Origin of the sequence: Acinetobacter sp. YH12200 (assembly GCF_013418175.1) — a bacterium.
Lineage (GTDB): Bacteria > Pseudomonadota > Gammaproteobacteria > Pseudomonadales > Moraxellaceae > Acinetobacter > Acinetobacter pseudolwoffii.
In genome coordinates this window covers 130,283-141,909 of the sequence record NZ_VPCO01000004.1, presented here as the reverse complement: position 1 = coordinate 141,909, position 11,627 = coordinate 130,283, and the positions used below count along the sequence as shown (strand labels likewise).

General features: G+C 45.5%; 11 protein-coding genes and 2 pseudogenes. 9 read left to right on the top strand and 4 right to left on the bottom strand.

Translation table 11 applies throughout. The features are described from left to right. The 5 genes from FTU90_RS03865 (at position 1) to FTU90_RS03845 (ending at position 5,763) form a co-directional block, all read left to right on the top strand. Positions 1-1,554, top strand: a complete 1,554-nt coding sequence (locus tag FTU90_RS03865) for a 3-hydroxyacyl-CoA dehydrogenase (RefSeq protein ID WP_159138557.1) — start codon at positions 1-3, stop codon at positions 1,552-1,554. 11 nt (positions 1,555-1,565) lie between these two features. Further along, positions 1,566-2,777 (top strand): 3-oxoadipyl-CoA thiolase, encoded by a 1,212-nt coding sequence (pcaF, locus tag FTU90_RS03860; protein ID WP_180071961.1) that lies wholly within the window; start codon positions 1,566-1,568, stop codon positions 2,775-2,777. 60 nt (positions 2,778-2,837) lie between these two features. Continuing rightward, positions 2,838-4,130, top strand: coding sequence for a phenylacetate--CoA ligase PaaK (paaK, locus tag FTU90_RS03855; RefSeq protein WP_180071960.1), 1,293 nt, complete (start codon positions 2,838-2,840; stop codon positions 4,128-4,130). Between the two features lie 63 nt (positions 4,131-4,193). Further along, positions 4,194-5,132 carry a PaaX family transcriptional regulator C-terminal domain-containing protein gene (locus FTU90_RS03850; protein ID WP_159138560.1) on the top strand — a complete coding sequence of 313 codons (939 nt, stop codon included), beginning with the start codon at positions 4,194-4,196 and terminating at the stop codon, positions 5,130-5,132. Positions 5,133-5,163: 31 nt separating this feature from the next. Continuing rightward, positions 5,164-5,763 (top strand): DapH/DapD/GlmU-related protein, encoded by a 600-nt coding sequence (locus FTU90_RS03845; protein ID WP_159138561.1) that lies wholly within the window; start codon positions 5,164-5,166, stop codon positions 5,761-5,763. 55 nt (positions 5,764-5,818) lie between these two features. Here FTU90_RS03845 and FTU90_RS03840 read toward each other — a convergent pair whose 3' ends face one another. Together FTU90_RS03840 and FTU90_RS03835 are read right to left on the bottom strand one after the other, a co-directional pair. After that, a complete protein-coding gene (locus FTU90_RS03840; RefSeq protein ID WP_005095921.1) occupies positions 5,819-6,295 on the bottom strand; it encodes a hypothetical protein in 477 nt (158 codons plus the stop codon). 102 nt (positions 6,296-6,397) lie between these two features. Further along, positions 6,398-6,790 (bottom strand): annotated as a pseudogene (locus FTU90_RS03835) (inner membrane protein YpjD); the annotation flags it as partial. Here FTU90_RS03835 and FTU90_RS03830 point away from each other — a divergent pair. Further along, positions 6,779-7,045, top strand: a pseudogene (locus FTU90_RS03830) (class I SAM-dependent methyltransferase); the annotation flags it as partial. The pseudogenes FTU90_RS03835 and FTU90_RS03830 sit on opposite strands and share 12 nt — an antisense overlap. A 60-nt stretch (positions 7,046-7,105) precedes the next feature. Here FTU90_RS03830 and FTU90_RS03825 read toward each other — a convergent pair. Next, on the bottom strand, positions 7,106-7,915 hold the full coding sequence (locus FTU90_RS03825) for an inner membrane protein YpjD (RefSeq protein WP_005095927.1): 810 nt from the start codon (positions 7,913-7,915) through the stop codon (positions 7,106-7,108). Positions 7,916-8,053: 138 nt separating this feature from the next. Here FTU90_RS03825 and ffh point away from each other — a divergent pair, with 138 nt between their 5' ends. The 3 genes from ffh (at position 8,054) to FTU90_RS03810 (ending at position 10,926) form a co-directional block, all read left to right on the top strand. Beyond that, positions 8,054-9,460, top strand: a complete 1,407-nt coding sequence (gene ffh, locus FTU90_RS03820) for a signal recognition particle protein (RefSeq protein ID WP_005095929.1) — start codon at positions 8,054-8,056, stop codon at positions 9,458-9,460. 150 nt (positions 9,461-9,610) lie between these two features. Next, the gene (locus FTU90_RS03815; protein WP_005095930.1) at positions 9,611-10,183 is read left to right on the top strand and encodes an alpha/beta hydrolase; all 573 of its coding nucleotides are present in this window, start codon (positions 9,611-9,613) and stop codon (positions 10,181-10,183) included. A 137-nt stretch (positions 10,184-10,320) separates the two neighbouring features. Then, positions 10,321-10,926 carry an alpha/beta hydrolase gene (locus FTU90_RS03810; protein ID WP_180071959.1) on the top strand — a complete coding sequence of 202 codons (606 nt, stop codon included), beginning with the start codon at positions 10,321-10,323 and terminating at the stop codon, positions 10,924-10,926. Here FTU90_RS03810 and FTU90_RS03805 read toward each other — a convergent pair. After that, positions 10,877-11,620: a type III pantothenate kinase gene (locus FTU90_RS03805; protein ID WP_180040317.1), complete on the bottom strand. Its 744-nt coding sequence runs from the start codon at positions 11,618-11,620 to the stop codon at positions 10,877-10,879. The two genes, FTU90_RS03810 and FTU90_RS03805, sit on opposite strands and share 50 nt — an antisense overlap. Positions 11,621-11,627 lie beyond the last annotated feature (7 nt).

Here is an 11,627-nt window from a genome sequence, read left to right as displayed (position 1 = left end):
ATGCAGCAGATCAATTTGGAACACGTCAAAGTTGCTGTGGTGGGTGCGGGAACCATGGGGATTGGCATTGCGCAACTGGCAGCCATGCACGGGCATCCGACCTATGTGTTTGACCTCGACAGCAGCAAAGTTCAGAGTGCCTTAACTGCTTTAAAGGCGCAGCTCAGCAAGCGGGTACAGAATGGCAAAATGACCCAGCAATTGCTGGAGAGTACCTTCGCCAATCTGATCGTGGCCGAAGATATTCAACAGTTGGTCGATGCGGGCTTGATTATTGAAGCCATTGTCGAAAAGAAAGAAGTGAAACAAAATCTGTTTCAACAGCTGGCTGCCATTTGCCCGGAACAGACGATTTTTGCTTCCAATACCTCATCGATTTCCATTACCGCGATTGCCTCGGCGATTCCGCATCCAGAGCGGGTAATTGGGCTGCATTTCTTTAATCCCGCGCCAATCATGAAGCTGGTCGAGATTATCCGTGGACTGAAAACCTCAGCCGCCATTGCCGATGCAGTATTTGCTCTGATGGCATCTTGGAACAAAGTTCCGGTACGGGCCAAATCGACTCCCGGTTTTATCGTCAATCGTGTTGCACGACCGTATTATGCCGAAGCCTTTCGCGCCTTACAGGAAGATGCCAGCACACCGGAACAGCTCGATTACATCATGCGCGAATGTGGCCGTTTTGCCATGGGACCGTGTGAACTCACAGACCTGATTGGACAGGATGTAAATTTCTCGGTCACGCAAAGTGTCTATCAGGAATTTTTCTATGAGCCACGCTACCGCCCATCCTTGATTCAAAAAGAGTTGGTCGATGCGGGCTGTTATGGCCGCAAGTCCGGTCAAGGTTTTTATAATTACACACAGTCCAAGCCTGCACCTGCGTACGAATTACCAGTGTGTTATGCCAAGTCGCTGAATAAGCTCAAAGTCACGGTAAAAGGTGAATGGCTGCATTCATCAGCACTGATTGCACGTTTAAAACAGGCCTCTCATCTGGAACTGAGTTTTCAGGCAGCAGAACAGAATGAAATCCTGATTGGAGATCTTTCCCTGCGATTATCGCTCGGCGAATCGGTTGAACTTACCTATCCGCATGAGCCTGTGGTGTTGATGGACTGGCATGCAGATTGGGCCAATGCTCAAGCGATTCCGGTAGTTGCATCACCCGCTTGTAGTGAAGAACAGCGCCAGGTAGTAGAGCTATTCCTCCTAGGTATGAATGTGATACCTATTTGGTCTAAAGATCATCCAGGTCTTTATGTTATACGTAGTATTGCCATGCTGGTGAATGAAGCCTGTGAAGCAGTATTGCATGATATTGCATCAGAGCAAGATATTGATTCTGCTATGAAATATGGAGTGAATTATCCTTGTGGTCCATTCGAATGGGCAGATAAAATTGGGTATTACACAATTTTACAAATTTTAGAAAATATGTATCGTATTTATGGTGAAGATCGCTATAGAACTAGTATATATTTAGCAAAGAAAGCGGTGCAGGGACAGGCACAGCAAACTCAGCAGCACCCATTACGCGTGGCTGGCTAAAAGGAAAAATCATGGAACAGGTTTATATTTTTGATGGAGTTCGTACCCCGATCGGACGCTATGCCGGTGGGCTGAGCAGTATCCGTGCTGATGATCTGGCAGCGCTACCGATTCAATATCTGAAAGAGCAGCATCCGGCATTGCCATGGGCAAAACTGGATGAAGTGATCTTGGGCTGTGCCAATCAGGCCGGTGAAGATAACCGTAACGTTGCGCGTATGGCGGCTTTACTTGCAGGACTGCCTGAATCTGTTCCCGCACTTACCGTGAACCGTTTATGCGCCTCAGGTCTGGATGCGATTGGACTTGCCGCACGTGCCATCAAATCGGGTGAAGCACAATTTATTTTGGCGGGTGGGGTAGAATCCATGAGCCGTGCGCCTTTTGTGCAGTCTAAACCGACCTCAGCATTTAGCCGTACTCCAGAAATTTATGACACGACTATTGGTTGGCGTTTTATCAACCCAAAATTTAAAGCCCAGTTTGGCGTTGACAGCATGCCGGAAACAGCCGAAAACGTTGCTGAAAAGTATCAGATCAGTCGCGCAGATCAGGACCTGTTTGCCTATCGCAGCCAGCAGAAAACCGCAGTAGCACAGCAAGAAGGTATTTTTGCCGAAGAAATTCTGCCGGTAGAGGTTAAAGGGCCAAAGAAAACCATCCTGACCATTTCCCAGGACGAGCACCCGCGCGCAGAGACGACACTGGACAATCTGGCCGCCTTAAAAACCCCATTTCGTAAAGAAGGCGGTTCGGTCACCGCCGGCAATGCTTCGGGTGTCAATGATGGTGCGGCTTGCGTATTGCTCGGCAATCAGCAATTTTCCGAGCAGTATGGTTTGCGCCCGAAAGCCAAAGTGATCGGGATGGCCAGTGCCGGTGTTGAAGCCAAATATATGGGCATTGGCCCAGTGCCAGCGGTACAGAAAGTCTTGAAACAAACCGGACTCAGCCTGGAACAGATGGACGTGATTGAGCTGAATGAAGCATTCGCAGCACAGTCACTGGCTGTGATTCGGGAATTGGGCCTGCAAGACGATGATGCAAGAATCAACCCGAATGGCGGTGCCATCGCTTTGGGTCATCCACTGGGTATGAGTGGCACCCGTCTGGTGATTACCGCTATGCATGAACTGAAACGCCGTCAAGGCAAATATGCACTGTGCACGATGTGTGTCGGTGTCGGTCAAGGTGTTGCACTGGTTTTAGAAAATATGGATTAAACACATCATTCAATCAATGAATTAAACCGTGGTCAGGAAGACTGCGTCAGGAGTAAGAATATGAATAACAATGCAATGGAAAAAATTGAAAAAGTATCGGTTGATGAGTTACGCAGTGTCCAGCTACAGCGGATGAAAAAGACCCTGCAGCATGCCTATCAGAATAGCCCTGTTTATAAAAAGAAATTTGATGATGCGGGTGTGCATCCGGATGATTTTAATTTTCTGGAAGACCTGGCCAAATTCCCGTTTACCACCAAACAGGATTTACGCGATAACTATCCGTTTGGCATGTTCGCTGTACCACAGGAACAGATTGTACGTGTGCACGCCTCTTCTGGCACCACCGGTCAGCCGACCGTGGTCGGTTATACCCAGAATGATATTAATGTCTGGTCAGACGTGGTGGCACGTTCATTACGCGCAGCCGGCTTGAGCAGTAAAGATATCATTCAGGTGTCTTATGGTTATGGCCTGTTTACTGGTGGTCTAGGTGCGCATTATGGCGTTGAACGCTTGGGTGCAACTGTGATCCCAATGTCTGGCGGACAAACCGATAAACAGGCGCAACTGATTCATGATTTTAAGCCGACGGCATTAATGGTTACGCCATCTTATTGCCTGAATATTATTGAAGCGCTTGAAAAGAAATTTGGTACAGCCAAAAACTGCTCGATTAAAACCGGCGTCTTTGGTGCAGAGCCATGGACCAATGAAATGCGCAAGGAAATTGAAGAGCGTCTCGGCATTGATGCCTTGGATATTTATGGCCTGTCAGAAGTGATGGGCCCGGGCGTCGCCATGGAGTGTCTGGAATCCAAAGATGGCCCAACCATTTGGGAAGATCATTTTTATCCGGAAATTATCCATCCTGAAACCGGTGAAGTCCTGCCGGATGGTGAATTGGGCGAGCTGGTCTTCACCACCATTACCAAAGAAGGTATGCCGGTGATCCGTTACCGTACCCGTGATCTGACCCGTTTATTGCCTGGCACGGCACGTACCATGCGCCGTATGGACAAGATTGTTGGCCGCAGTGATGACATGATGATTATCCGTGGAGTGAATGTGTTTCCGTCGCAGATTGAAGAGCAGATTTTACAGATCCAGCAACTGATTCCGAACTATCAGATCCAGATTTGTAAACAAGGCCATCTGGATACATTGCATATCCGTACCGAAATGCGTAAAGATAGCAGTGATATTATGGCGCACCAGCTGGCAACTCAGCTAAAAAGCCAGATTAAAACCATGGTTGGTATCAGTGTCAGTGTCGAAGTTTTGCCAGAAGGCAGTCTGCCACGTTCTGAAGGCAAGGCACAGCGCGTTTTCGATATCCGCAAGTCTGCATGAAGTCCTACTGGATGATGACTAAATGGTCTATCATCCAGTTTCTACAAGGTAAAGTTAAGCGTAATGAATCCGAAATTAAAACAAATCATTGATGACTTTATTCAAAATGAAGCACTCAGCGGAACCTCATTAATCATGACCATCTTCGGTGACTGTATTTTTCATCGCGGTGGCATTATCAGTCTGGCCAGCCTGATCCAGCTCATGGATGTCTTCGGCTTTAATGAACGTTCAGTAAGAACTGCTGTATTTCGTCTGGTACAAAATGGCTGGCTGTTCTCGGAGAAAATTGGCCGCACCAGTTATTACCGTGTCACCGAAAGCAGCCGCCAGCGTTTTATTATGGCTGACCAAAAGATTTACAGTTTTAGCCATCAGGAATGGGATCAGAAATGGGATCTGGTGCTGCTCAGTTCAGTGGAACTGGACAATAAACTGATTCTGAAAAAAGAACTGGAATGGCTGGGCTTTGCCAATATCGCCACCAATGTTATGGCCTATCCGGGCTGTGACCACCAGAAACTGCAAAACCTGCTGCTGAATTTGAAAATGACCGATCAGGTGGTGGTGTTTAAAGCCGAAACCTTACAGCTCTGGCAGGAATCTTATCCAACTGTGAAGCGCATGGTTGCTACCAACTGGCCGGTGCAGGAATTACATCAGCGTTATGAAAAATTTATCACCGATTTTCGGGAATTTTTTCATCTGGTGGAACAGGAAGATGAGCTAGATCCGCTACAGGCATTTCAGTTGCGTATTTTGCTGATTCATCAATTCCGCCGGATTTTATTAAAAGATCCGAATCTGCCTTTTGAGTTATTGCCATCTAACTGGCTTTCCCTGAATGCCCGTAATCTGAGCAGCAATTTATATCAAACTGTGGTTGCAGCAGGTGATGAATTCTTTATAGAAATCGCGCGGACTTCGGAAGGTTCGATGCCGCCGGTACATCCACAATTTTATAAACGTTTTGGCGGTTTGCGACTAGAAGCCGTCAGTTAATCTAATTCTGCATTTTTAAAGGAATAAAATAATGCCGTGTTATGCCATTGATGGTGTGATTCCTGTGGTCAGCCCTCGCGCTTATGTACATCCACAAGCCGTCTTGATTGGGGATGTGGTGATTGAAGAGGGCGTATATATCGGGCCTTTTGCCACCTTGAGAGCTGACTTTGGCGGGATTCACATCCAGAGAAATGCCAATGTTCAGGATTCCTGTACCATTCATGGCTTTCCCGGCAGTATTACGCTGGTTGAAGAATATGGCCATATCGGACATGGCGCGATTTTACATGGCTGTATCATTCGCAAAAATGTACTGGTGGGCATGAACAGCGTGATTCTGGATGAAGCCGAGATTGGTGAAAATACCATTATTGGTGCCAATAGTATGGTCAAGGCCAAATCCCAGATTCCAGAAAACTCATTAGTGCTGGGTAGTCCGGCGCGGGTCATCCGTCCTTTGGACGCCAAAGAAATTGCCTGGAAAAGCAAGGGAACGCAGGAATATATTCAGCTGACAGAACGCTGTCTTTCTTCGATGCAGGAAGTTGAACCATTGTCTGAAGATTCAGCAGATCGCCTGAACTATCAGGCCTTTGATGCGGAATATCAAATTAAAAAGAATCATTAATTTAGCACTTGGCTGATGATCGTATCAGCCAAGTTTTTTATTTCATTTATAAAAATTATAAACGGCGACATTGACCTTCTTTGTCACCATTGACCCGGTTATTGCCACCGATCGGTTGAATGCGGTTGGATTCGCATTGCAAATTACCGTCAACCACATTGTCATTTACAGTAATTTTTTGGGTATTCTTTTTCAGCTGGATGTCACCCTCTACCTGATTGGCAGTGAGCTGAATCGTCTGACCGCCTTCTAGCTGGATATTGCCGTCAATCCGATTATGTTGTGCCAGAACCGAGCTAAAACGTCCTTTCGATTCCAGATTGCCATCAATCGCAGTATTTGAAATTACTGCTTGAGCACCCTGATATAACATGACATTGCCTTTAATGGTGGCATTATCAATCTGACAGTTTTGGCTGATACTGACATTGTCATCAATCGTGCGATCTTTAATGCTACCGTGACAGTGATAATCTGCGAAACTTGCGCTGGATAAACAAAGTAGTGCTAAACCTGAAAGTAATTTTATCATCATGATCCTTGGTGTATTTTTAATGCACTTTAACCATAATTTTTGAATATGACATTTTGATGACGGCACTCAAACGTAGTGTGGGCTTTAGGTTAGCGTATGTTAACGTACCAAAATCATTTCCAGCACGAATTTAGAACCAATAAAACCCAGTGCCAGCAGACCAAAACCTAAAAGTGTAAAGCGCACGGCTTTCTGGCCACGCCAGCCAAACTTCCAGTGTCCGATTAATAGTGAACCGTAAACCAGCCAGGAAATAATACTGAACGCAGTTTTATGTGCCAGATGTTGGGCGAAGAAATTATCGATGGTGAAAAAGCCAAAGCTTAAAGCGAGCGTAAGTAAAACAAAACCGGTCATCAGCATATCAAAGAGCAATGATTCCATGTCCTGATAAGAAGGTAATAAACTGACCCAGACCCGGCGTTTTTGCTTCTTTTTGAGCTCACGATCCTGAAGCCGCAAGATCACGGCCTGAATGGTCGCCATGTAGATGAAGGATATAAAAATCTACCATTTCCATTTCAGGAAATTTCAATTTCACCACTTATGCTTGAGGTGGAGTGGAATTTTTATCAGCTGATTGTTTATATGAGTACCTGGTCAGCCGTGAAAGCAGCAACTCAAGCACTCGGACATAATCCACTGAATGTACTGGCAGATGCCTTATTGCCAGAATGGGAAGATCCAGAATTGCCTAGAGTGATTCGCTGGCCATTATCAGTGCGTGCGGGGCGTATAATCCTTTAAAGAATACTCAAGCTAAAGCCTTTTCATTGAACAATGAATTGAATATTTCAAGGCTCAGAATTATCGCCCCAAGATCATTTCCAGCACGAATTTAGAACCAATAAAACCCAGTGCCAGCAAACCAAAACCGAGTAGGGTAAAGCGCACGGCTTTCTGGCCACGCCAGCCAAACTTCCAGTGTCCGATTAATAGTGAACCATAAACCAGCCAGGAAATAATACTGAACGCTGTTTTATGTGCCAGATGCTGGGCAAAGAAATTGTCGATGGTAAAAAAGCCAAAGCCTAAAGCGAGGGTAAGTAAAACAAAACCGGTCATCAGCATATCAAACAGCAGTGATTCCATGTCCTGATAAGAAGGTAATAAACTGACCCAGACCCGGCGTTTCTGTTTCTTTTTGAGTTCACGATCCTGCAGTCGCAAAATCACGGCCTGAATGGTCGCCATGAGCAATACGGCATAAGCAGATAAAGACAGGATAATATGAATATCCAGACCCAAAGAGTTTTGTGCGATGATTTTTGCAGGCTGGGTAAAGACAAAGCCGAGAATTAAACCCGTGGCAGCCACTGGAATCCCGATCAGATTCAGGGCAATAATTGGACGATAAGTACTGTAAATAATGCTGAGTAACAGCATCAGACCAGAGGTAAAGGAAAACAGGGCAAAGACATCATAATTAATGCCAAGCGGGGTGTGCATATCGCCATATAAAACCAGCGCATGTAAGCCCAGTCCAAGCAGGGCAGTTAGCGAAACAAACCATTGATTAGGAGCACGTTTAGACATTAAATGAATGAACAGATACCAGAAGGAAGCGGTATAAGCGACTAATGCTAAGATCGTATAAACCAAGGGGAGGCTAACCATGTCAAACCTTTTTAAGGGTGATGAATATTCATTTATATAAATTCGCTGCGAACTACAGTATCCTATAGCATTCTATGCATAAATTTTCTATTTTAAGAAACAATTTTTTGCTCATGGCTATTTTAAGCGGATTTTGCAATGTTTGATACCTTAACAGAACGACTCACGCAGAGTTTAAGAAATGTTACTGGCTCAGGGCAGCTAACCGAAGACAATATTAAAGATACGTTACGTGAAGTGCGTATGGCGCTTCTTGAGGCCGATGTTGCGTTACCTGTAACTCGTGAATTCATCGCGAAAGTTAAGGAAGAGGCATTGGGCCAGGAAGTGATGACTCAGTTATCTCCTGGACAGGCTTTTGTCAAAATCGTTCATGACGAATTGACCAAAATGATGGGCGCGGCCAATGAAAGCCTTGACCTTGCCGCAAAACCACCGGTCGTTGTCCTGCTGGCAGGTCTGCAAGGTGCAGGTAAAACCACCACTGCAGCAAAATTGGCACGCTTTTTACAAGAACGTCAAAAGAAAAAAGTGGCAATGGTTTCTGCCGACGTCTATCGTCCCGCAGCGATCAAGCAACTACAAACGGTTGCAGGCGAAGTCGGTGCGATTTTCCTGGAATCTAGCGCAGACGAAAAACCGATTACGATTGTAAATCGTGCGATTGAACAGGCAAAAATCCAGTTTGCTGATGTGTTAATTGTCGATACTGCCGGTCGTTTACATGTCGATAATGACATGATGGACGAAATTAAAGAGCTGCATGCGGCGATTAACCCGACTGAAACCCTGTTCGTGGTCGATGCCATGACCGGTCAGGATGCGGCGAATACGGCCAAAGCCTTTAATGATGCCTTGCCTTTAACCGGTGTGATCCTGACCAAAACCGATGGTGATGCACGCGGTGGTGCAGCATTGTCTGTACGTGCCATTACCGGTAAGCCAATCAAATTCTTGGGTATGGGCGAAAAGCTTGATGCCTTGGAGCCATTCCATCCTGAACGTATCGCGCAGCGTATTTTGGGTATGGGTGACGTCCTTTCTTTGGTCGAAGAACTTGAGCGTAAGGTCGACAAAGAAAAAGCCGAAAAAATGGCGAAAAAACTGCAAAAAGGCGGCAGCTTCAACTTTGAAGATATGCTGATGCAGTTTGAGCAGATGAACAAGATGGGCGGCATGATGGGCTTCCTGGACAAACTTCCTGGCATGAGCAATGCCGGTCTGCAAGATGCGTTGGCCCAGGCCAATCCTGAAAAGCAGGTCAAGAAAATGGAAGCAATTATCCAGTCGATGACCATCAAAGAGCGCCGTAATCCAGACTTGATGAACCCAAGCCGTAAAAAACGTATCGCAGCAGGTTGTGGTATGGAAGTGGCGGAAGTCAACAAGTTGATTAAACAACATGCGCAAATGGCCAAGATGATGAAGAAATTTGCCAATCCGTCAGGTATGGCAAAAATGATGAAATCACTCGGTGGTTTGCAGAAACAGTTTGGCGGCGGCGGTGGCATGGGTCCACTGTTCGGCGGCAATGACAAGAAATAAGATTCTGATTTAAAAAAGGCGCGAAATGCGCCTTTTTTATTATGTATCAATCAGAAAACCGGTTTAAACAAAACAACATTTACTTACCCAAAATAAAAATCCAATCAGGCAGACTCAGGAACATCAGCACAAAACAAAGAGAAATTTAAAATGGCTCAAGTGATCATCGTCCATGGTTATACTGCAAGCCCGGAAGAAAACTGGTTTCCATGGATTCAGGAAAAAGCCCAACAGGAAAATGTCAGCTTAAAAGTACTGCGACTTGACCCATCGACCACACCCAAGCTAGAGGTGTGGGACCAGCAAATGCGTGAGCAGATTGAGGGGATTGATGAAGACAGTATTTTTATCGGGCATAGCCTAGGAACTGTGGCTGTATTGCATTACTTATCCAGAGAGTTAAAACAGCAAAAGATTCAGCAATTGGTATTGATCGCAGGATTTAATGGCCGCTTGGGTCGTTTAGATGAAGTCAATCCGTTTATTGATGCTGCTGAGATCGATTTTGATCTGCTTAAACAGCAGGTGGCAGAACGGGTGGTGATTTATTCTGAAGGCGATGATCGGGTGGAGCCTGAATTTAGCCTGGAACAGGCAGACAGTCTGGATGCGATTGTGGTGAGTGCCAAGCATCAGGGACATTTTATCGATTCAGAAGGCTGTACCGATCTGCCAGAACTCTGGAAAGTGATTGAGCCTTATCTGATTAAAGCTGAATCTTAAGCAGGTTGTTGGATTCGTTCAATTTGTAAATTGAGTCTGAGATGGGATGCAAAAAGTTACTTGAATTTCATCTTCAGACTGTTTAATAGTAGTTTTTGCCAAAGCACTTTGTGCTCAATTATAATAAGTAAAACACGATGAAAAATATAATCAATAAAGTCTATATCGTGCCTGATTATCAGGCCACCTCAAATGACCATTGGTATCCGTGGCTGAGTCGCCAACTCAAAAATGTCGGTGTTGATTCAAAACGGATTATGCTGGCCAATCCTTTTCAGCCTGATCTAGAAGAATGGCAGCAGAATCTGAAACTGCATATTCCACACCTGGATGAGCATACTTTTTTAGTTGCCCATGGCCTGAGTGGACTCAGTGTTTTAAGTTTTTTACAGCAACATTATCTCCAGCAGCACCGCAAGACCGGCGGGGTTATTCTGGTTTCAGCTTTCGATACACCGCTGGTGGCCTGGTCGGAACTGAATAAAATGCTGCAGGCGACACGACTGGATCTGAACAACCTGCCGTATAGCTATAAACGCGCGGTCATACTGATCTCCAGTAATGATCCTTTTGTACCTGCACCGGTTTCCTTGCGCCTGGCCCACAGCTTAAATGCTCAAATTTTTGAGATTAAAAAAGCCGGACATTTTAACAAATGTGATGGATTTACCGAATTTCCTCAATTGCTCGAAATCATGAAACTGTGTCTGGCAAATGAGCCGCAAAATGCTGCAAACCTTTAAGCAGAAGATCAGGTTCAATCCTCGGCTGATACGGCTCAAGATGCTGGGCAAACACTGGAGCATCTCCACCGGTTAGTACCAGCTGTGCCGGAAAATCATGCAGCACTTTTTCAATGGTGCTGAGCAGACCGAGCAGAATGCCATGATGTACTGCATCGATGGTATTGCGTCCGGGATTGAGCTCAGAAAATGCGGCATCCGGAATTTTAATGCCTTTGGTATTCTGAATTAGTGCATCACGTTGCAAATATAAATTTGGCAGAATAAAACCGCCTAAATGTTGTTGTCCTTGAATCAGGTCAATGGTCAGCGCTGTACCACAACTAATCACACAATAATTCTCATGAGGCTGGGTCGCGACAGCAAGTACCTGTAGCCAGCGGTCAATCCCCAGTTGTGCGGGTTCATCATAGCCACAAATCAGGCCAGCATATTGGGCCTGCACCTGAGCAAAAATCACTGGAATATGCAGACCATCTAATATACTAAGAATGCGCTCATTATTGGTTTTGTCCTGAACCGAAGACAATCCGACCTGATCCAGATCCAGCGTTTTAAAGTGCTGGATCAGGCCAAGTAACAAATCGGCAGGGGATTGTAAATGTAATTCCGCTGCATGTTCAATGATCTGATCTTGTTCGGTAATCCAGTATTTGAGTCGGGTATTGCCAATATCTAGCCATAGTTTCTTCATGGATTAT

Coding starts and splice junctions, on each gene's coding strand:
- FTU90_RS03825 (WP_005095927.1), bottom strand. CDS start 7,915: ATGGTTAGCCTCCCCTTGGTTTATACGATCTTAGCATTAGTCGCTTAT.
- FTU90_RS03850 (WP_159138560.1), top strand. CDS start 4,194: ATGAATCCGAAATTAAAACAAATCATTGATGACTTTATTCAAAATGAA.
- ffh (WP_005095929.1), top strand. CDS start 8,054: ATGTTTGATACCTTAACAGAACGACTCACGCAGAGTTTAAGAAATGTT.
- pcaF (WP_180071961.1), top strand. CDS start 1,566: ATGGAACAGGTTTATATTTTTGATGGAGTTCGTACCCCGATCGGACGC.
- FTU90_RS03845 (WP_159138561.1), top strand. CDS start 5,164: ATGCCGTGTTATGCCATTGATGGTGTGATTCCTGTGGTCAGCCCTCGC.
- FTU90_RS03865 (WP_159138557.1), top strand. CDS start 1: ATGCAGCAGATCAATTTGGAACACGTCAAAGTTGCTGTGGTGGGTGCG.
- FTU90_RS03815 (WP_005095930.1), top strand. CDS start 9,611: ATGGCTCAAGTGATCATCGTCCATGGTTATACTGCAAGCCCGGAAGAA.
- FTU90_RS03840 (WP_005095921.1), bottom strand. CDS start 6,295: ATGATAAAATTACTTTCAGGTTTAGCACTACTTTGTTTATCCAGCGCA.
- FTU90_RS03810 (WP_180071959.1), top strand. CDS start 10,321: ATGAAAAATATAATCAATAAAGTCTATATCGTGCCTGATTATCAGGCC.
- FTU90_RS03805 (WP_180040317.1), bottom strand. CDS start 11,620: ATGAAGAAACTATGGCTAGATATTGGCAATACCCGACTCAAATACTGG.
- paaK (WP_180071960.1), top strand. CDS start 2,838: ATGAATAACAATGCAATGGAAAAAATTGAAAAAGTATCGGTTGATGAG.